Origin of the sequence: Streptomyces sp. A0592 (assembly GCF_004795115.1) — a bacterium.
Classification (GTDB): domain Bacteria; phylum Actinomycetota; class Actinomycetes; order Streptomycetales; family Streptomycetaceae; genus Streptomyces; species Streptomyces erythrochromogenes.
On the sequence record NZ_SSBM01000003.1, the window covers coordinates 166,409 to 186,376 of the forward strand.

Annotated in this window: 18 protein-coding genes and 1 pseudogene; 8 read left to right on the top strand and 11 right to left on the bottom strand. The window is 72.1% G+C overall.

What is annotated here, in order from left to right:
- Positions 1-3: 3 nt before the first annotated feature.
- Together E6U81_RS06110 and E6U81_RS06115 are read right to left on the bottom strand one after the other, a co-directional pair.
- Positions 4-1,272: a DUF4241 domain-containing protein gene (locus E6U81_RS06110; RefSeq protein ID WP_136229056.1), complete on the bottom strand. Its 1,269-nt coding sequence runs from the start codon at positions 1,270-1,272 to the stop codon at positions 4-6.
- Positions 1,273-1,304: 32 nt separating this feature from the next.
- Positions 1,305-1,766, bottom strand: coding sequence for an ATP-binding protein (locus E6U81_RS06115; RefSeq protein WP_136229057.1), 462 nt, complete (start codon positions 1,764-1,766; stop codon positions 1,305-1,307).
- Positions 1,767-1,901: 135 nt separating this feature from the next.
- On the opposite strand from E6U81_RS06115, the gene E6U81_RS06120 reads away from it, so the two are divergent.
- Positions 1,902-2,738, top strand: a complete 837-nt coding sequence (locus E6U81_RS06120) for a helix-turn-helix transcriptional regulator (RefSeq protein WP_136229058.1) — start codon at positions 1,902-1,904, stop codon at positions 2,736-2,738.
- Positions 2,735-2,983 carry a DUF397 domain-containing protein gene (locus tag E6U81_RS06125; RefSeq protein WP_136229059.1) on the top strand — a complete coding sequence of 83 codons (249 nt, stop codon included), beginning with the start codon at positions 2,735-2,737 and terminating at the stop codon, positions 2,981-2,983. The genes E6U81_RS06120 and E6U81_RS06125 overlap by 4 nt, the downstream gene beginning before the upstream one ends.
- Positions 2,984-2,995: 12 nt before the next feature.
- On the opposite strand, the gene E6U81_RS06130 is transcribed toward E6U81_RS06125, so the two are convergent.
- Entirely contained in the window at positions 2,996-3,613 is a 618-nt protein-coding gene (locus E6U81_RS06130) for an NAD(P)H-dependent oxidoreductase (protein WP_136229060.1), read from the bottom strand.
- A gap of 127 nt (positions 3,614-3,740) precedes the next feature.
- On the opposite strand from E6U81_RS06130, the gene E6U81_RS06135 reads away from it, so the two are divergent.
- The 3 genes from E6U81_RS06135 (at position 3,741) to E6U81_RS06145 (ending at position 6,950) form a co-directional block, all read left to right on the top strand.
- Positions 3,741-4,256 carry a hypothetical protein gene (locus E6U81_RS06135; protein WP_136229061.1) on the top strand — a complete coding sequence of 172 codons (516 nt, stop codon included), beginning with the start codon at positions 3,741-3,743 and terminating at the stop codon, positions 4,254-4,256.
- A 15-nt stretch (positions 4,257-4,271) separates the two neighbouring features.
- The gene (locus E6U81_RS06140) at positions 4,272-4,553 is read left to right on the top strand and encodes a hypothetical protein (RefSeq protein ID WP_240803675.1); all 282 of its coding nucleotides are present in this window, start codon (positions 4,272-4,274) and stop codon (positions 4,551-4,553) included.
- 87 nt (positions 4,554-4,640) lie between these two features.
- Positions 4,641-6,950, top strand: a complete 2,310-nt coding sequence (locus E6U81_RS06145) for a hypothetical protein (protein ID WP_136229062.1) — start codon at positions 4,641-4,643, stop codon at positions 6,948-6,950.
- A 20-nt stretch (positions 6,951-6,970) separates the two neighbouring features.
- On the opposite strand, the gene E6U81_RS06150 is transcribed toward E6U81_RS06145, so the two are convergent.
- The 3 genes from E6U81_RS06150 to E6U81_RS06160 form a co-directional block, all read right to left on the bottom strand.
- The gene (locus tag E6U81_RS06150; protein ID WP_136229063.1) at positions 6,971-7,789 is read right to left on the bottom strand and encodes a DUF4239 domain-containing protein; all 819 of its coding nucleotides are present in this window, start codon (positions 7,787-7,789) and stop codon (positions 6,971-6,973) included.
- 67 nt (positions 7,790-7,856) lie between these two features.
- Positions 7,857-8,144, bottom strand: a complete 288-nt coding sequence (locus E6U81_RS06155; protein WP_136229064.1) for a hypothetical protein — start codon at positions 8,142-8,144, stop codon at positions 7,857-7,859.
- A 142-nt stretch (positions 8,145-8,286) separates the two neighbouring features.
- Complete coding sequence (locus tag E6U81_RS06160; protein ID WP_136229065.1) at positions 8,287-9,846, bottom strand: APC family permease; 1,560 nt, start codon at positions 9,844-9,846, stop codon at positions 8,287-8,289.
- 295 nt (positions 9,847-10,141) lie between these two features.
- On the opposite strand from E6U81_RS06160, the gene E6U81_RS06165 reads away from it, so the two are divergent.
- Complete coding sequence (locus E6U81_RS06165) at positions 10,142-11,230, top strand: DNA alkylation repair protein (protein WP_136229066.1); 1,089 nt, start codon at positions 10,142-10,144, stop codon at positions 11,228-11,230.
- Positions 11,231-11,284: 54 nt separating this feature from the next.
- Complete coding sequence (locus E6U81_RS06170) at positions 11,285-13,084, top strand: hypothetical protein (RefSeq protein ID WP_136229067.1); 1,800 nt, start codon at positions 11,285-11,287, stop codon at positions 13,082-13,084.
- Between the two features lie 48 nt (positions 13,085-13,132).
- On the opposite strand, the gene E6U81_RS06175 is transcribed toward E6U81_RS06170, so the two are convergent.
- The 5 genes from E6U81_RS06175 to E6U81_RS06195 all read right to left on the bottom strand — a co-directional run bounded on the left by E6U81_RS06175 (position 13,133) and on the right by E6U81_RS06195 (position 19,519).
- On the bottom strand, positions 13,133-14,596 hold the full coding sequence (locus E6U81_RS06175; protein WP_136229068.1) for an aldehyde dehydrogenase family protein: 1,464 nt from the start codon (positions 14,594-14,596) through the stop codon (positions 13,133-13,135).
- Positions 14,593-16,332, bottom strand: a complete 1,740-nt coding sequence (locus tag E6U81_RS06180) for a D-aminoacylase (RefSeq protein WP_136229069.1) — start codon at positions 16,330-16,332, stop codon at positions 14,593-14,595. The genes E6U81_RS06175 and E6U81_RS06180 overlap by 4 nt, the downstream gene beginning before the upstream one ends.
- Positions 16,333-16,545: 213 nt before the next feature.
- Entirely contained in the window at positions 16,546-17,667 is a 1,122-nt protein-coding gene (locus E6U81_RS06185) for an LLM class flavin-dependent oxidoreductase (protein WP_136229309.1), read from the bottom strand.
- A 108-nt stretch (positions 17,668-17,775) separates the two neighbouring features.
- A complete protein-coding gene (locus E6U81_RS06190; protein WP_136229070.1) occupies positions 17,776-18,561 on the bottom strand; it encodes a glucose 1-dehydrogenase in 786 nt (261 codons plus the stop codon).
- Between the two features lie 10 nt (positions 18,562-18,571).
- Positions 18,572-19,519: a TIGR03619 family F420-dependent LLM class oxidoreductase gene (locus E6U81_RS06195; protein WP_240803676.1), complete on the bottom strand. Its 948-nt coding sequence runs from the start codon at positions 19,517-19,519 to the stop codon at positions 18,572-18,574.
- 185 nt (positions 19,520-19,704) lie between these two features.
- Between E6U81_RS06195 and E6U81_RS40900 the strand changes: the two are divergent.
- Positions 19,705-19,959, top strand: a pseudogene (locus E6U81_RS40900) (hypothetical protein); the annotation flags it as partial.
- Between the last annotated feature and the right edge of the window lie 9 nt (positions 19,960-19,968).

The window sequence follows — 19,968 nt, forward strand, 5'->3', positions numbered from 1 at the left end:
AACTCAGGAAGCGTCCGCGAGATCGGGCATCTCGTCCACGACCACCACCACACCGACCACGTCCCCGTCGGCCGACCGCCCCACCCAGACGGGGTGGCACCCGTCCGAGCACACGGCGAAGGCCACCAGCTCCGCTCCGGATTCGGGCTCGCGGGTCCGCAGCAGGAACATGGAGCCGGTGAAGTCCTCGCCGTCCTGGTCGGTGTGGTCCACCACCTGATGGACGCGTTCCTGGAGGGGCACCCATGCCCCGGCGTCGGCGAAGGCACCCGTCGCACCGTCCGTGCCGAAGCCGTACACGTGCCCGTCCTCCAGCAGCCGGACGTCGTCCTCGGGCGCCAGCGCCATCTCCCAGGACACGGCGGGCTCCTCACTCACGCGTAGCCGTACCGCCGTCGGCTCCGTCGTGTCCACCCAGCGGTCGTCGTACATGCAGTGGTACCCGAAGGCGATCTGTCCCTCTTCCAGCACGTGCTCCCCCGGCGGCACGGCGACGGTGAGACGCGGCCCTCTCGCGTCCAGGGGGCAGTCGATGGCCAGCAGCCCGCTCGGCACGTTCAGGGTTCCCATCCGCCGGGGCCTTACGACCGTCATGTCGGGGTGTTGCGGCGTGGTCATCCGTGTCCCGGGCCGGAACAGCGCGTCCATCGGCCCGGCCGTGCCGGGCCGCGGCGCCCGCCACAGGCCGGCGGGCGCGCCTTCGGCGTCCCGATCGGCGACGGTGGCGGCCGCCCGGAGGGTGACGGGCTCCGCCAGCCCCTCCACCTGCGCGGAGATCACGGGCCAGTCCTCGAAGGCGGGCCGGTCCCGCCACTTCTCCTCGTCGGGCACGTCGGCCAGGGTGTCCCGCCTCGATCCCTTCGAGCCGCGCGGTTCGTGCGACACGATGCCCCTGGTGTCGGGGTGCAGGGTGTAGGTGACCCGGGGGGCCTCCGCGTCGAACTCGGCCACCTCGGGCCCGCCGTACCGCCAGATGCGCGTGATCCGGGTCAACAGCCGGTCCCCGTCCAGGAGCCTGTAGTCCGCCTGATGGGTGCGGCGGCCCTGCTCGTCGTAGACCCAGAGGCCTACGTGGTGGTCCGGCCAGGAGACGAGCCGGACCTCCACAGGAGCCTCCCGGCCCGGTATCCGGTACTCCGCGACGTACGGGAGCCCGGCCGCGTCCCGCTCCCGCGCCTCCTCGGCGGAGATCGGCCGCCAGGGTGCGCGGGCCGTCAGGTCCCAGCCCTGCGCGTACCCCACCTCGACGACCGTCCCCGGTTCCCGCCCCATGTGCCACCGCCCGCTCGTGCCCGCCCGATCCTTCAGAGCGGAAGGTAGCCGGTGCCACTGACAGGGCCCGCCCGGCGGGTCAGCTCGGCCCAGACCGTCTTGCCGACGATGCGGTCCGAGACGCCCCAGTCGGCGGCGACGGCGTCCACAATGCGCAGCCCGTAGCCCGACTCCGCCTGGTAGGCGTGTGGCTGGACGGCCGGGCGGCGGTCGCGGCGCGCATCGGAGACTTCGATGCGCAAGAGCTCCTCCAGCAGCGTCATCTTCAGCTCGAAGTCCCGCCCCGGGACGCGGCCGTGCCGGACGGCGTTGGCGGCGAGCTCGGCCACGAGGAGCCCGGCGTCGGCGGACAGGGCGGTGGATTCCGGGAAGCCCCACGCGTGGAGCTCGACGAGGGCCAGCTGTCGGGCCAGCCGGGCCCCGCGGCAGGTGCTGGTGAAACGCTGAGTGAACACGCGTACGAGGGTCCGGGCGCGGCCGGAGGGTGCGGTCATGGCGCCAACATCCCGCCTGGCCAGCCTCGTTCAACACCACCCGGACTCGTACAAACCAACTGTACGAGTCCACTTCCTGGACAGGCGCGGTCACCGTGCGTGAGTCTGCTGTCGGGGATCGGGGAGGTGACCGCCATGGTGAGTGCCGACGGCAGCGGTGACGGCGAGGTCGAGCCGGACGACAACCTGCGCAGCTTCGGCGAGACGGTCAAGGCCTCCCGCAAACGGGCCGGCCTGACCCAGGAGCAACTGGCTCCGCTGATCGGGTACTCGGTCCAGTACGTCGGCTCGGTCGAGCAGGGCCGCCGCCACCCGTCGCAGAAGTTCGTGAACAAGACGGAAGCGGTCCTGGACACCTTCGGCGTCATCGACATCGCCGCGAAGCAGCTGACGCGGCGGCGCGGCCTGGCGACGTGGTTCCGGCGGTGGGCGGAGCTGGAGGAGGTGGCCGTCACCCTCAACACCTACGAGTGCCGGTCCGTACCGGGCCTCCTCCAGCCGGAGTCCTACGCCCGCGCCCTCATCGAGAACGTGCCGCCGCTGGCCACCCCGGAGGAGGCGGAGGCCCGCGTCGCCGTGCGGTTGGAGCGGCAGAAGCTGCTGCACCGCACCCCGTACGCCCTCTTCAGCTTCGTCATCGAGCAGGCGCTGATCGAGCGGCGGACGGGCGGACCGCAGGTGACGCGGGAGCTGGTCGACCGGCTCCTGGAGTGCGGGGACCTGCCCAACGTGGACGTACAGGTCATGCCGCTGGTCCAGCCGGTCCACGCAGGCACCGACGGCCCCTTCCAGCTCCTGGAAACCGATGAGCACGAGTGGCTCGGCTACAGCGAGGGACAGAAGACGGGCCAGGTCATCACCGACCCGAAAGCCATCAGCGTGCTCCACCAGCGGTATGCCAAACTTCGCATCCAGGCCCTCAATCCTGCTGACAGCACGGGCCTGTTGATGCGAATGCGAGGTTCCCTGTGAACAGCTCCGACTTGCGATGGTTCAAGAGCAGCTACAGCGGAAGCGAGGGCGACAGCTGCGTCGAGGTCGCCCTCTCCTGGCACAAGTCCACGTACAGCAGCGGCGACGGCGACAACTGCGTCGAGGTCGCCGCCTGCCCCGGCGCCGTGCACGTCCGGGACTCCAAGGTGACGGCCGGCCCCGAGCTGGCCGTCACCCCGGACGTCTGGACCGCGTTCCTGGGCGGCGTCACCGCCACCCGCTGAACGGCGGCGCGGCTACCGCTCCCCGGTCTCCCCCTCGGCGGGGAATCGGGCGAGCGGGGCCTCGCGCTCGAAGAAGGTCTTGGCGCGGGTCATCGCGCGCTCGTCGCTGCGCACCTGGCCGGGGCGGGAGCCGTTGCCGAGCAGGACCCCGCCGAAGCGCATCCCCATGTACGCGGCCGTGTTGTTGAGGCTGGCGATCAGCCCGTCCGCGGTGGCCTCGTTCTCCTCGGCCATCGCCGTGACGCCCCACAGCGTGCGGCCGCCCATCCGCTTCTTGAAGTCCAGGCCGGGTACTCCGAGCCAGCCGGACCAGTAGTCGAGGTAGCGCTTGGTGCTGGCGGAGACCGCGTACCAGTACAGCGGCGAGGCGATGACGACGTCGGTGGCCTCCAGCGTGAGCCGGCGCAGCTCCTCCTCCTGCTCGCCCACCGGCCAGGTCCCGTCCTCGTGCCGGCCGTCCTGGAAGTCGGGCAGCGGGTCCTTCGCGAGGTCCACCCAGCGCTGCGGGATTCCGGCGGGCAGTTGCTCCGCCGCCGCCCGGGCGAGGATCTCGGTGTTGCCCTCCGGCCGGGAGCTGCCGAGGACGAAGAGGAACGAGCGGTCGGCTTCGGTGAGTATGTCGGTCGTCATGCGGCGTGCAACTGCCGCCACACTCGGAGCTATTCCGTCCGGCTGCGGGACGGGCGAAATCCCCTCGACGGCGGGGCCGGCCGCCATGGACCATGACAGCCGGACGGATCGAGGGGACGGACCGGGCATGCCCGCAACACAGCCGCAGGACGAGGACCACTGGGATTCGCTCCCTGCAGGGATCCGGACCCAGGTCGACGGGTACGTCCTCCAGGACTCCCTCTTCCCGGCCGTGAAGCTCGTGTGGGCCGCGGGGCGCGCCCGCGGGATCGGCCTGCGCGAGGCCCAGTTGGTGGTCCACGAGCGGTACGTCCTCCTCGGCGACCGGATCGCCCGTACCCCCGAATGTCCGCTGGACCTGGAGTCCCTCACCGCCCTGACGAGCGGCCTGCCGGGGCGGGTGGAGGCGATCGAGGCCGTCTGGGACGGGGACACCGTCCACGGCTGGTTCGTGAACCTTCTGGCGATCACGGACGATCCCGCCGAGGAGCGGGCCCTCGCCACGGTCCACGGCCGCCGCGACCGCGACCCGGCCGAGGCCGCCACCGGGGCGGGCCGCACCCTGGCGAACCACCTCGGCGTACCGTTCCACTTCGGCAACCCCGACGACCCGGGCTACGACGCCCCACGCTGGCGCGCCTGAGAGGACGCCGGTCCCGTGCCCGGACAGCGCAAACGCAGGCAGAGCCAGCAGCGGCACGACGAACGCCACCGGCCGGAGCTCGTCCCCGGCCGGTGGGAGCCGCTGTTCGAGACGCAGGAGCACACGGAACTGCAGCAGTTCCTGCGCCGCCTCCAGGACGAGGGCAGGGTCACCGACCCGGCGCGCCTACGGATCGACACCTTCTGCGGCCGCCTCACCCACCCGACGGCCTACCGGGTCAGCGTCTACGTCCACGACGGGGAAATCCCCCGTCGACCTGGGGAAGCGGGCGGATAGGATCTGCTCACTTTGCGGTGGGGGCGCAGGGCGGCGGGCACGACGACCGCCGCAGACCCCACCCGTGTCCAGGGGGTCGGAACACACGTGAGACTGTCCCGTGCCGTGGGAGCCGCCGCGCTCGCACTGGCCACATCCATCGGGGCGCTGGCCGCCGCCCCAACGGCCGCCACCGCCGCCGCTCCGGCGCCGGGGGGCGAGGCGGTACTCGGCGCCGAGCCGGGTGCATACGCGCCGGAAGTGGTCCTCCATGCCGCCGGAAAGGGCATGCTGCTCAGGGAGAGGCGCAACGGGCAGCCGACGTCCTGGCAGCATGCGGACGGCAGGAAGACGGCGGCCGACTGCGGGCCCGGCATCGCCGCGTTCGGGGACGAGGTCGCCTGTACGAGCGCGACGGATCTGAAGATCCGCGACTTCTCCACGGGAGCGACCGAGTCGGTTCCGGCTGTGGCGAACCGGGCCTGGGGCAACGCCTTCTCTCCGACCCAGGTCCTGGCGACCGAGAAGGACGCCAGGGGCTGGAGTGTGCTCCACCTCCTCGGCCGCGCGAACGAGCCGCGCAAGGACGTACCGGTGACGGGCTCCGGGCCCATGTCGACCTACGCCGTTGTCGGATCGGACGCACGCGGCGCGATCTTCGAGTACTGGAACCCGGCCGAGGAAGGCGGGCACGGGCACCGCTACCTCGACTACGCCACGGCCACGCTCCGGGAACTGCCGCGCCCCTCCGGCGTGGACTCCGCCTACAACAAGGTGGCACTCGGCTCGAAGTGGATCGCCATGCTCCAGTTCGATGACGTGGTCATGGTGTCCAGGACCGACCCTTCCGTGGTCCGCCCCCTGTCCGTCCCCGGGCCGAAGCAGATCATGCCCGTCGGCGACTGGCTGATCGCGGACACCACGAGGGGCTGGGACGACACGGTGTCGGCCTACCCCGTGGACGGCGGTGCGTCCCGACCGGTGCTGAGCCGGCTGGACGGACCGCTGGTGCTGGGCGCGGACGGCGGAGCCTACGGTCTCTCCACCGCCGTCGGAAGCGGCCGCTGGGCCGTGAACGGCATCTCCGCGGACGCCCAGGGGGCCCCTCGGGTCCAGGAAGCCCTGCCGCTGCCGACCCGGCCCTCGGACCGCAGGAGCATCGCCTTCGCCCAGGGCGACCTCTCGGCCCTGCACATCGACCAGACCCAGTCCGTCCTCGGCTACCGGGTGTCGGTGGCGGGTCCGCTGTCGGTCGCCCAGGCGCCCGCGTGGCGCTGTGACACCTCGCCCGAGGACCCCTCCTGCCAGCACGCGGCCGCCCGGCAGGGCGGCAACGCCGCCACGGGAGACGGCCGGATCGTCGGACTGGCCGCCGACAGCACGTCGTGCTCCGGCGGATGCGTGTTCACGGCCTACGTCCGGGAGGCCCGCACCGGCGGCGCCCACCGCGCCATCAAGCTGCCCGGCGCACCGCAGTGGGCCGGGATGGAGACGGCCTCGGGCCGCCATGCCCTGATCCGTGTGAGGGAGAACGGGAGCGACCGGCTCCTGGTCCTCGACATCGACGCCGGCAAGGTCCTGGACGTCAAGCCCGCCTCGACCGCGGGGCTCTGGGGCTCGCTGCTCTGGCAGCCGGAGGGCGACAAGGGCGTCGTGGCGGCGACGGATCTGCGGACCGGTCAGGTCACGCGGCGCGTCGACCTCGGCTCGGGCTGCCGCCCGTACGAACTCCAGGCCAACGGCGACTGGTTCTACTCGACCTGTTCCGCCGAAGTCGCCGCCGCGGCCGCGTACCACGTTCCTACACAGAAGCGGATCCCGGTGCCGTTCATCGCCGAGAAGCCGCACGGCGCCGTCCAGCTCGGCGACGGCTACCTCGCCCACGACGGCGACGGCCGGCTCGACGTCTACAACCTGCGGTCCGGCACGGCGGTGAAGGAGCACCGTGTCGACGAGTTCGCTGCGGGCGGCCCCGGCATCGGATTCGCCGTCGACCGCTTCGGCGGCCGCCTGGCCCACCTGGCGCAGGACGAGACCGTCCACGTCGTCGGAGTCACCGGCTCCACCTCGCCGCTCGCGGTCATCGACCAGAGCGTGCCCGGCACCCTCGACTCCAGGAGCGCGACCGGCCGCCAGGCCCGCTGGTGGCTGTCGAAGCCGGCCTCGTCCTGGAAGCTGCTCGTGCGCAACCCCGCGTCGGGCATCTCGACCGTCGTGCGCACCGGCGGTGAGACGCGCGGCGCGATCGACCTGACCTGGGACGGCAAGGACCAGTCGGGACGTGCCGTGGGCAACGGGTCGTACGAGTGGACGCTGCTCGTCAACCCGGCGGACGGCAAGGGAGGCCAGCACAGCACGACGGGCTCCGTGACCCTCAGCGGCGCGACCTCGCAGGCGGGCCGGCCGACCCGCCCCTGAAGCACAGGTGGGGCCCCTCGTCACGACGAGGGGCCCCACCGCTCTGCGTCGGCCGTCCAGAACTGCGCGAGGACCGCCTCCTTGTACGGCTCCGGGCTCACGCTCAGGTCTCCGGCGAAGGGCCGGTCCAGAGCCACGACCAGCAGCAGGCTGAAGCCGATCAGTCCGGCCACCGCCGACACGAAGAGCAGCTGCATCTTCAGGCTGCGCAGCCCGAAGAGGAAGGTGAGCGGGACGATCACGAACGCGCCGCCGTACACGAGCACCTGCAGCAGGACCGGCAGCGAGCTCTCGGCCATCGTGATCCGGGCGCGGCGCTGCGAGTTGAGGTCGCTCAGGCGGGTGACCGCTTCCGCATAGAAGGTCTCGGCGCGCGGGCCCTGCGGCTCGTAGGCCAGCAGGGCCCGGTACAGGGCGTGCGTCTGCGCGCCGGTCGCCTCGTAGCTGGGCCGGCCCTCGCGCATCAGCGGCCACTGCACCTCGACGACGGCGTGCGAGTAGGCGCCGACGGCCGTGTGCACGCGCGCGCGATCGGCGGCGGGGAAGGCGTCGGCGCTGCGTACGACGGCGGCCAAGTCGCTGGCCTCGGCGGCGACGATGTTCTGGGTGTTCTCCCGCTGCGTCCACAGGGTGACGACGACGAAGGCGAGGATGATGCCGTAGATCGCGCCGAACATGCCGAGCGCGACCCCGACCATCTCGTTGTGCTCGCCCTGGGCGAGGTGCGGGAAGCGGCGGCGGGCGGCCGCGCTCCCGGCCGCGGCGAGGCCGGTGAGGCCGCCCACGAGCAGTACGGCGATGACGAAGGTGCTGACGTGGTTGAGCAGCCAGAGGATCATGCGCTGCTCAACGAACGCCTCCGGCCGCCGTGTCGCTGCCCGTACCGCTGCCCGTGCGGGGCCGGGCTCATTCGACCTTCGGGGTCTTCGGCAGGCCGGCGTCCAGGGCCGTACCGGCACCGCCGAGGGAGCTGTCGGTCGCCTTCGTGGCGGAGCCGACCGCGCCCTGGGTCACCGCGACCGCCGTCTTCGCGTCCTGGACGGTCTGCGCGGGGTGGTCGGCGATGTCGACGACGCGGCCGACGAGCGGCGCCGCCCCGGACGGCTCGTCGGCGGCGTGCGCGGCGGGAACGAGTGCGAGGGCGGCCCCGCCGGACAGGACCAGGGCGGCAAGGGTGCGCTTCATGGCAGTCATGCCCGGCCCAACGACCTCCCGCACCCGAGGTCACCGCCAGGAACGCCGGCGGCCCCGGATCGGGGGGATCGATCCGGGGCCGCGGGGATGACTCGGCGGGTGGCGTCGCGGGTGCGGGCCGGGGGTGGGGGTGGGGGTGGGGTCAGTCCTCGACCACCAGGGACGGGGTGGACTTCGTCAGGACCTCGCCGCGGAAGAAGGCGGGGCTGCGGCGCTCGGTGACGAACATGATCACCAGGCCGAGGGCCAGCAGGCCGACGCCGATGATGAAGACACTGCCGACGCCGAGGACGGTGGAACCGGATCCGTAGGCCGGGTCCCACATGTCGAAGAGGGTCTTGCAGAAGACCGCGGCCAGCAGCAGTCCGCCCAGGACCGGGAAGACGCCCTTGAAGAACAGGTCGCGGGAGGAGCGGCGCAGTTCGGCGCGGAAGTACCAGGCGCAGGCGAACGCGGTGAGCGAGTAGTAGAAGCAGATCATCAGGCCGAGCGCGAAGATCGTGTCGGTCAGGACGTTCTCGCTGACCAGGGTCATCACCGTGTAGAAGAGGCCGGTGGCGGCGCCCGCCATGACGGTGGCGCGGCCCGGGGTCTTGAACTTGGGGTGGACCTTGGCGTAGGAGGGCGGCAGTGCCTCGTACGTCGACATGGCGAGGACCGTGCGGGCCACCGGGATGAAGGTGGTCTGCAAGGAGGCCGCGGCGGAGGCCAGGACGGCGATGAAGAGCAGGATGCCGAGCACCGGGCCCATCACCGGGCCGGCGAGGGCCGCGAAGACGTTGTCGGAGGTCTCCTCGTTGGCGAGGCCCAGGCCTTCGCCGCCGGAGCCGACGGCCATCTGGGCGGCGACGCCCGTGGCGAGGTAGGAGCCGACCAGGACGACCATCGCGATGAGCGAGGCGCGGCCGGGGGTCTTCGTGGATCCGGTGGTCTCCTCGTTGGTGGCCAGGCACGCGTCCCAGCCCCAGTACATGAAGATCGAGAGGGAGAGTCCGGCGGTGAAGGCCGCCATGGACTCGACCGCGAAGGGGTTCATCCAGGACCAGGAGAAGTCCAGGCCGGTGTCGAAGGAGCCGGCGGAGGCCTTCTGGAAGGCCATGGCGACGAAGACGGCGAGCACGACGAGCTGGAGGCCGACGAGGGCGTACTGGACGCCCTTGGTGGCGGTCATGCCGCGGTAGCTGATGGCGGTCGCCAGGGCGATCAGGGTCAGGCAGGTGGCGATGTGGACGAGCTTGTTGTCGTCCAGGGCGGCGATCGACGGATTGTTCGTGATCTCGCCGGCCAGCAGCCAGAAGTAGGAGGTGGCCACGCCCGCCAGGTTGGAGAGCACGATGATCGTGGCGATCACCAGGCCCCAGCCGCACATCCAGCCGATCCGCGGGCCGAAGGCCTTGACGGTCCAGGTGAAGGAGGTGCCGCAGTCCGGCATGGCCTTGTTGAGCTCGCGGTAGGCGAAGGCGACCAGGAGCATCGGGAGGAAGCCGGCGAGGAAGATCGCGGGCATCTGCATGCCGACCTCGCCGGCGGTGGAGCCGAGGGTCGAGGTCAGGCAGTAGACGGGGGCGACGGTGGAGATGCCGATGACGGCGCTGCCCACGAGCCCTACGGACCCCTTGCCGAGGCCCTTGCCGCGAACGTCGCCGTCGGCGACGCCGCTTACCGTGTCTCCGGCCTGAGGCCGAACGTCCAGCTGAGTCATGAGTCAGGACGTTAGATGCTGCGCATTCCACATCTGGAGGATCGAAGTCCGGAAGGGAACAGCCCTCGGCGCCTTGGAATCTTGAGCCCGAGACAGTTCATGAGCACTTAATGAAAGGTTCACTCAGGCACCCAACCGCGAATCAGCAGGATCGACCAAGAAGGTTTCGGCATGCGGAAACCGCAGGCATGTCCGATTTGCACTTTTCCAAACTTTCCCTCGTGACTTTGCGGTGACCAGTGGTAACGGGGTATGTGAGCTGCGGCCCGGCAACACGATCCGCGAGACTGTCCCCATGCCCACGGCCGATGAGCTCCTCAGCGCGGACACCGTCACCACCCTGGCCGACCTGCTGGCCCGGGCCGGCGGACGCCGGTCCGCGCCCGCCCTGACCGCCCGCGCCGCCGCGCTCGACGGGCTGTCCTACAGCGGCCGGGTCGGCGCGATCCGCGACGCCGTGCTCGCCGACCTCCCCGAGGACTGGCCCGGCTTCGAGGCGGTCGTGCGCACCGCTCTCGCCGAGCCCGCCTTCGAGGGGTGGATGACCTTCCCCGTCAACGAGGCCGTCGCCGTCCGCGGGCTGGAGGTGTTCGAGCCCGGCCTGGAGCTGCTCCACGACCTCACCCCCCGGCTGACCGCCGAATCCGCGGTACGCCCCTTCCTGCGCGCCGACCCCGGCCGCGCCCTGGCCGTCGTACGGAAGTGGACGGACGACCCGGACCCGCACGTACGGCGCCTCGCCAGCGAAGGGACCCGGCCCCGGCTGCCGTGGGCCCCGCAACTCCCCGCGTTCGTCGCCGACCCGCGGCCGGCGCTGCCGGTGCTCGACGCCCTCTACCGCGACGAGTCCGAGTACGTGCGCCGCTCCGTCTCCAACCACCTCAACGACATCGGCCGGGACCACCACGCCCTCGCCGTCGAGACCGCGGCCCGCTGGCTGGCCGAGCCCGCCAGTACGACGGACCGCGTCGTACGGCACGGACTGCGCACCCTGATCAAGGCCGGCCGGCCCGAGGCGCTGACCCTCCTCGGCCACGCCCCGGACGTCCCGGTCACCGTGCACGGGCCGGTGGTCACCACGCCGCGCGTCGCCGTCGGGGAGTACCTCGTCTTCGACTACGCGGTCACCAACACGGGCGAGCTCCCGGCCGAGCTGGTGATCGACTACGTCGTGCACCACACCAAGGCGAACGGCACCCGCACCCCGAAGGTCTTCAAGCTCGTCACCCGCCCGCTGGCCCCGGGCGAAACCCTCGGCGGCACCAGGCGGCACTCCTTCAAGCCGATCACCACCCGCCGCTACCACTCCGGCGAGCACCTGGTGCAGCTCCAGGTCAACGGCCGCGTCCGCGGCGAGGCCGTTTTCTCGCTGGACGCCGGATGATCACTGCGGCATGCTGCGGAGCATGACCTACGGAATCGAGTCCCACCCCGCCCGGTGAGCGCCCGCGAAGAGCGCACGGCGCTCACCTCCCGGACGACCTCCCTCTACGACTACGCCCTCTTCCGCCACGGCATCGAGCCGGAAGGCCGCGTTCCACGCAAGGGCTTTCCCCTGCCTGACGGGTCGCCTCCACCGGAGCCCGGCCGCAACGACCTGACCCGGCAACAGGCGCAGGCCGAAGTCACCGACGCCCTCACGCCCCTCCTCGCCGACCCCGACCCGGTACGAGCCGCCCAGGCCGTCCACCGGCGGGTCGCCGAACTGGCCGTGAACCGCCGCTCCCTGCGCGCCCACACCGCACGGCTGGCACTCGCCGACGAGGACGCCGCCCGGCGGACCGCCCGGCAGCTGATCCGCACGGGTACGGACGCGGCGGCCGTCGGCGTCGGCATGACCCTGCTGGTCCGCCTCGGCGGGCCCGAGGACGTGCCCTGTCTCAAGGCCCTCGGCATGCTGCGAGGTCTGGAGGACGCCGCGATCGCCGCACTCGACCCGCTCGACCGGCAGGCCGCCGCCCTGCTGTACATCCGCTGCCGAGACCGGTCCGGGGAGCTGACCCCGCTGACCGACGCGGTCGCCACCGGCGACGCGGAGACCACCCGGTCCGCGCTGGTCTCGCTGACGGACGAGTCGCAGGCCATGTGGCTGGGCCGGCGCATCGCGGAGGCCGCCGACCTGCACGGGCTGCTCCGGGCCCGGCCACAGGACGCCGAACTGCTCGCGCTGACCGGCCGGCTGCTGCACCGGATGGCCGACCAGCTGGAGGGCCGCGCCGACATCCTCGGCTACCTGCCCGCCCGGGCCGTGTACGAGGCCCTGGTCCGGCACGCCGACCGGCTGCCCCGGACCACGGAGTACCGGTCGCTGCTGCTGTCGATCGCCCTCGACCTGCACAGCGGACCCGCCGTACTGCTGAACTGGCGGCCCGGGCGGCGCCGGGCCCTGCTCGACGCCCTGGACGGGCTGCTGCCCGCGGCCGCGCCGGAACCCGTACCCGTACCCGGCGACCGTGAGGCGGACTGGTTCCGGCGCAACCGGGAACTCCCCTTCGCCCGCGCCGAGGACGGTGGCCGTCCGCGGTGGGAGGTGGTCGTCGTCCACGGGTCCGCGGACTCCTCCGCCGTCGAGACCCGGATCCTGGCCGACGGAGACCCGCTCGTCGCCGCGCTCTTCGGGAAGGGGCGGGGCAACCCGCCCGAGCACCTGCTCGACAGCGGGCGGCTGCGCGCCGCACCGGAGCCCCGGGAGGTGCAGCTCGCCGAGGCGTACTGCACCGAGGGCTGCTGCGGCGCCCTGTACGTGACGATCCGCCGGGACGGCGACGAGGTGGTCTGGGACGGCTGGCGCGGAGCGGTCGGCCCGCCGCCGCCCCCGTACCGCTTCGACGCCGCCGCCTACGACGCCGAGCTCGCGCGGGCCGAAAGGGACCACTCCTGGTGCTGGCCGGCCCGCAGCACCGCCCGGCTGATCGCGGCGGGCCTGCGGGAACGTCCCGAGCTGACGGCCCGGTGGGAGCTTTCGCAGCACTGGGTCGGCACCGACTGGCGCAACCCGGACACCGTGGTGCTCCACTTCCGCTACGAACCGTCCGCGCCGCCTCCCGGCACCGGGGGATCGCTCTCCTTCCATTGGTCGCTGCCCGACGACGACGGCCCGCCCCGGGACCGGGCGGCCGCCGTCCTGCGACGGCTGGAGACGGACGACCCGAAGGCCTTCGCCACCTTCGGCGGGGGCAACGCCGAATTGGCCGAGTCCCTCGGCCACCGCACGACCCCACCCGCGCCGCGGGCATGACCCGGCTCCGGCCGGGGGCCGTCCGCCCCCGGCCGGAGCCACCGGGTCTCAGCCCGGCCAGACGATCGACTGGATCTCGCTGTAGGCGTGCAGGGCGTACGAGCCGACGTCGCGTCCCACACCGCTGCGCTTGAAGCCGCCGAACGGGGCCTCCATGTTGCGGCCGATGGTGTTCACGCCGACCCCGCCCGCGCGCAGTCGCCGCGCGATGCGGAAGGCGCGCGCCGAGTCCCCCGACCACACGTAGCTCAGCAGGCCGAAGTCGCTGTCGTTGGCCAGCCGGACCGCCTCCTCCTCGTCGCCGTCGAAGGGGACGACCACGACGACCGGGCCGAAGATCTCCTCGCGGACCACCCGCATGTCGTTCGTGCAGTCCACGAGCAGGGTCGGGGCGACGTAGAAGCCCCGGCCGTCGCCGACCACGGGCCGCTCGCCGCCGTACGCGATCCGGGCGCCCTCCTTCTTCCCCAGCTCGACGTACGACTCCACGCGGTCGCGGTGCGCCGCCGAGATGACCGGGCCGACGACCGTGCCGGCCGCCGCCGGGTCGCCGACCTTCATGAAGGCCAGGTAGCCGGTGAGCTTCTCGATGAGCTGCGCGTAGACCGACCGGTGGACGATCACCCGGGTCGGGGCGGTGCAGATCTGGCCGGAGTAGAAGGAGAAGGTGGTGCCGATGCCCATCACCGCCGCGTCCAGGTCCGCGTCGTCCATGACGACGGCCGCGCCCTTGCCGCCGAGCTCCATCAGCTGCCGCTTCATCGTGCGGCCGCAGACCTCCGCGATGCGCTGCCCGACGCCCGTGGAGCCGGTGAAGGACACCATGTCGACGTACGGGGAGTCCACGGCGGCCTCGCCGACCTCCACCGCCTGCCCGCCGACCACGTTGACGACGCCCGCCGGGACCCCGGCCTCGTGCAGCGCCTGCGCCATCCTGAAGACGGACAGCGGGTCCTGCGGGGCCGGCTTGACGACGACCGTGTTGCCCATGGCCAGGGCGGGGGCGACCTTGCCGGCCGGGTTCGCCCACGGGTTGTTGTAGGAGGTGATGCAGGTGACCACGCCGACCGGCTGGCGGACCTCCAGCGCGCCCAGGATGCTCGCCCGCCCCATCGGGCCGGCCTCCGTGACCTGCGGCGGCAGCCCCTTCTCCACGGGCTCCAGCGCGCCCTTGGCGTACCTGCGGAAGCGGGCCACGCCGACGCCGACCTGCATGCCGCGCGCGATCCCGGTCGGCGCGCCCGTCTCGGCCTGCGCCAGGGCCGTCCACGGCTCGAACTCGCGCTGCATGATGTCCGCGGCCCGGTCGAGGATCGCCGCCCGTGCCTCCGGCGCCGTGCGCGACCAGCTCTCGAAGGCCTCGGCCGCGGCGCGGGCCGCGTCCGCGACCTGTTCGCGCGAGGCCTCGGGGGCGAGCCCGACCACCGACTCGTCGGCCGGGTTGACCACGTCGTAGTGGCCGCCGGCCGGCTCCACCCACTCGCCGCCGATGTAGAGGGGTTGTGCGTTCAACGGGTGCTCACCGTCCTCGTGTCCCGGCCCGATCGCAGCACGATGCCGGGGACGGCCCCGGTCACCTCGTCGTCGCGGACGGTCTCCACGCCGTTGACGCGGACCGAGACGATGCCGATGGCCCGCGCGTCCAGGCGGGGGCTGTCTCCGGGCAGGTCGTGGACGAGGGTGGCCGGGCCCGCCTCGATCCGTTCGGGGTCGAAGAGGACCAGGTCCGCGTGGTAGCCCTCGGCGAGGCGGCCGCGCTCGCGCAGCCCGAACAGCCGGGCCGGGTCGTCCGTGAGCATCCGTACCGCCTCTTCCAGAGGCACCAGCTTGCGGCCGCGCAGGCAGTCGCCGAGGAAGCGGGTCGTGTACGGGGCGCCGCACATCCGGTCCAGGTGGGCGCCGGCGTCGGAGCCGCCGAGCATGACGTCCTCGTGCTGCCAGGTCTCGGCACGCAGCGCCCAGCTCGCCGGATCGTTGTCGGTGGGCATCGGCCAGAGCACGGTGCGCAGGTCGTCGTTGGCGCAGATCTCCACCAGGCACTGGAAGGGGTCCTGGCCGCGTTCGGCGGCGATGTCGTTCACGACCCGCCCGGAGAGGCCCTCGTTCTCCTTGCTGTAGGTGTCGCCGATGACGTAGCGGCCGAAGTGGGCGAGGCGCCGGAAGACGCCGGCCTCCTTGCTGTCGGCGCGGCGCAGCAACTCGGCGCGGACGTCGGCGTCGCGGAGCCTGGCGATCCGCTCGGGGACGGGCAGGCCGAGGACCTCGCCCCAGCCGGGGATGAGGTTCAGCGCGCAGAAGGTGCCGAGCGACATGTTCATGGGGGTGAGGATGGGCATCGTGAGCGCGACGATGCGGCCGCCAGCCTTGCGGGCGCGCTCGCTGGGGATCAGCTGGCGCGGGACCCGTTCGGGGACGGCGGCGTCGATGGTGAGGACGTTCCAGTTCAGGGGCCGGCCCGCGGCGGCGCTCATGTCGACGAAGAGGTCGATCTCCTCGTCGGAGAACTGGTCGAGGCAGCCGGCGACGATCGCTTCGAGCTGGGTGCCCTCGTGTTCGGCGACGGCGCGGGAGAGCGCGAGCAGTTCGGCGGGCCCGGCGTGCCGGGAGGCGACGGGGGCGCCGGCTCCGTCGGAGTGGGTGGAGGACTGGGTGGTGGACAGGCCCCAGGCGCCGGCGTCCATGGCGTCGTGGAAGAGGTCGAGCATCTGCTGCATCTGCTCGGGGGTGGGCTGTCCGCCGACGGCGTCCTCGCCCATGACGTGGCGGCGCAGGGCGCAGTGCCCGACCATGAACCCGGCGTTGACGGCGATCCGGCCCTCCAGGGCGTCGAGGTACTCGCCGAAGGTGGACCAGGTCCAGTCGACGCCCTCCTCCAGGGCCTTGAGGGCCATGCCCTCGACCTTGCTCATCATGCGGCGCGTGTAGTCGGCGTCCTCGGGGCGGGCCGGGTTGAGCGGGGCCAGGGTGAAGCCGCAGTTCCCGCCGGCGACGGTGGTGACACCGTGGTTCATGGAGGGCGTGGCGTACGGGTCCCAGAAGAGCTGGGCGTCGTAGTGCGTGTGCGGGTCGACGAAGCCGGGGGTGAGGACGAGACCGGTGGCGTCCTCGCTGGTGCGGGCCTCTTCGGTGACGGTGCCGGGTTCGGCGATGACGGCGATGCGGCCGTCGCGTATGCCGAGGTCCGCGACGCGGGCGGGGGCGCCGGTGCCGTCCACGACGGTCGCGCCCTTGATCAGGTGGTCGAGCATGACGTCCCTTCGCGCTATCAGCCTCGCCGGCGTTTGAGGCGCGGGGTCCGGGGCGCCGCCCCGGACCCCGCGCCTCAAACGCCGGCGAGGCTGGATCTGTGCCCCGGCCGGAGGCCGCCGGGGCGACCGCGGCCTCGGCATTGCCTCCGGCCGGGGCCGGTGCGGGACGGCGGTCCGGGAAGACGCCGTCCCCGTCGGTGCGCCCCGCAGGGGTCAGGCGGACTGCCGGAAGCGCGTCGTGCGGTGGACCGGGTCCGTGTCGATCTGCGGGATCACGTGCTCGCCGATCAGCTTGATCGTGGTCATCGTGTCCTCGTACGAGACGCCGGTCGGCAGACCGAAGGACAGCTGGTCCGCGCCCGCCTGCTCCCAGCGCTTGCACTGGGCCCGCACCTCCGACGGGTCGCCGCAGATGAGGAGTTCCTCGGCGATCAGCAGTTCGATGATCTCCGCGTTGTACTCCGGCAGGGTCTCGGGCCACTCGGGGATCGCCTCGGGCCGCGGGAAGGTGTCGTGGTAGCGGAAGACCAGCGACTGGAAGCGGTTCATGTTGGCGTTGACGGCGATCTCGACGGCCTTGTCGTGGGTCTCGGCGCAGATCGCGGTGGAGGTGACCATCACGTTGTCGTTGACGAAGGCGCCGATGGCCTTCGCCTCCCTGATGGCCGTCTTGTACTGGTCGAGGACCCACTCCATGTCGGAGACCTTCTGCACGCTGAAGCCCAGCACGCCGAGGCCCTTCTTGGCCGCCATCGCGTAGGAGGAGGGGGACCCGGCGGCGTACCACATGGCCGGGTGGGCCTTGCCGTACGGCTTGGGGAAGACCTTCCGCGGCGGCAGCGACCAGTGCTTGCCCTGGAACCCCTCGTACTCCTCCTGGAGGAACATCTTGGGGAATTCCGCGATGGTCTCCTCCCAGATCTCCTTGGTGCCGTTCATGTCCTCGATGCCGGGCAGGAAGCCGAGGATCTCGTGGCTGCCCGCGCCGCGGCCGGTGCCGAACTCGAAGCGGCCCTTGGAGAGGTGGTCGAGCATGGCGACCTTCTCGGCCACCTTGACCGGGTGGTTCACCGGGGCGAGCGGGTTGAAGATGCCGGAGCCGAGGTGGATGCGCTCGGTGGCGTGCGCGAGGTAGCCGAGGAACACCTCGTTCGCCGACAGGTGCGAGTACTCCTCCAGGAAGTGGTGCTCGGAGGCCCAGGCGTACTTGAAGCCGGACTTGTCGGCCTGGATGACGTACTCGGTCTCCTCGACCAGCGCCTTGTGCTCTGCCTCGGGGTCGACCTTGGACCGCGCCTCAGGCACGTATCCCTGCACGAAGAGCCCGAATTCCAAGGGGTTCACCGTCCTCTGTTTTCTGACGTTGCGTCAGATTCGATGTCTCGACTGTTCCACCGCGGAGCCGGGAGCGTCAATACCTGACGCCCCATCAGCTGGCTTCCGCTACAAGATGCTGACGCCCGCCATCCAGCCGCCGTCGATGACGAACGGCTGGCCGGTGATGTACGAGGAGTCGTCGCCGGTCAGGAAGAGCGCCAGCCTGGCGATCTCCTCGGGCCGGCCCACCCGCCCCATCGGGACCACCCGCCGGTAGAGCTCCGCCATGGCGTCGCGGGCCTCGTCGGTCATGTTCGCGGGGTCCAGCAGGCCGGGGTTGGCCATCGGGGTGTCCACCGCGCCCGGGCACATCGCGTTGACCCGGATCCCCTTGCCCGCGAGCTCCAGGGCGGCCACCCGGGTCAGGCCCAGGATGGCCGCCTTGGTCGCGGCGTAGGCGCCGACGTACGCCATGCCCGTCAGACCGGTGTAGGAGGAGGTGTTGACGATGGTGCCGCCGCCGGCCGCCTCGATCTCGGGCGCCACCGTCTTGATGCCGAGGAAGGCGCCCACCTGGTTGACCTCGACCACCTGCCGGAACTCCTCCAGCGGGGTCGAGGCCAGCTCGTTGAAGCGCAGGATGCCGGCGTTGTTGACCAGGCCGTCGACCCGCCCGAAGGCCTCCTTCGCAGCGGCGATCGCGGTCGCCCAGTCCTCCTCCCGGCTCACGTCCATCCGCACGTATCGGGCCCGGTCCTCGCCGATCTCCTTGGCCACCGCCGCGCCCTGCTCGTCCAGCACGTCCCCGAGGAGGACCTTGGCCCCCTCGGCGGCGAAGAGCCGCGCCTCCTGCTCGCCCTGGCCGCGCGCCGCACCGGTGACGATGACGACGCGCCCGTCCAGCTTGCCCATGCCCGTGCTCCTAGTCGTTGAGGTGCGGGGCGACTTCGGCCCCGAATGCGGTGATCTGGTCGACGAGTTCGGCGCGGTCGCGGCTGCGGAAGCGGACCTGGATCTGGTCCACGCCGAGCGCCCCGTACTCGCGCAGGGACTCGGCGAGCGCCTCCGCCTTGCCGGTCAGGGTGCGGCGGCCGGTGTCCCAGCCGGGCTCGCCGACGTACAGCGCCTCGGTGATCGCGCCGACCTCGAACGGGCCGGTGACGCCGGCCTCGGCGCGCAGCTGTGCGATACGGGCGATCTGCGCCGGGAGCTTCTCGCGCGGGTCGCCCTGCGGGAGCCAGCCGTCCCCGCGGACGGCGGCCCGGCGTACGGCGACGGGCGAGGAGCCGCCCACCCAGACGGGGATCCGCTCCTGGGCGGGCCGGGGCAGCTGCCCGAGGTCCTTGAAGGAGAACAGCTCGCCCTCGAACTCCGGGTACTCCTGCGGTCCGAGCGCGGCCCGCAGCGCGTCCAGGGTCTCGTCGAGGACGGCGCCGCGGCGGGCGAAGTCCACGCCGAGGATCTCGAACTCCTCCTGGACGTGGCCGGCGCCTACGCCGAGGATCAGCCGGCCGCCGCAGAGGTGGTCGAGCGTGGCGTACTGCTTGGCGCTGATCAGCGGGTGCCGCAGGCCGAGGATCGCCACGTGGCTCAGGAGCCGTACGTTCCGGGTGATCCCGGCCAGGAAGGACAGGGTGGCGACCGGGTCGTACCAGACGGTGCTCATGGGTCCCGCGAGCCGCCGCGGGATCGCCACGTGGTCGCAGGTGGCCACGTAGGCGAAGCCGGACCGGTCGGCGGCCCGCGCGATCTCGGCGAGATCGGCGGCGCCGGCCGACGCCTCCCAGGGTTCGGCGTAGATGGTGCTCTGCGACTGGACCGGGAGCTGCATCCCGTAGACCAGCCGACCTTCCGGAAACACGCGCGCCATGGCGGGCCCGCCTCGCCTTCGTCTGCCGATTCGTCATATCGGTGCCGGGCCATCGTGATACCTGACGGCCCGTCAGACAAGAGGTGGAGTCGATCCCGCAGACCCCGGGGCCGCGGATGCCGACCGGGAAGGCTGCGGGTACGGGTGCGTACCCGCACTCTCGAGTCACGGGAAGGAGCACGCTCATGGCCGACGCCAACATCCGCATCCCCGAGGAAGCGAAGGACAGGCTCGCCGCCATAGCCGCAGCCGAGGGGCTGTCGCTGCGCGCCTACCTGGCCCGCCTTGCCGAAACGCTGCTCACCCCGGCCGAGCGGGCGGAACGCGCCGAGAGGGCCCGCGCCGCGCTGCACGCCTGGAACGGCTACGCCCCGTCCGCGTCGCAACAGCACGAGCTGGTGACCGAGTTGGACCGGCGCCTGGCGGAGGCGAGGGGCAGGCGACGGAAA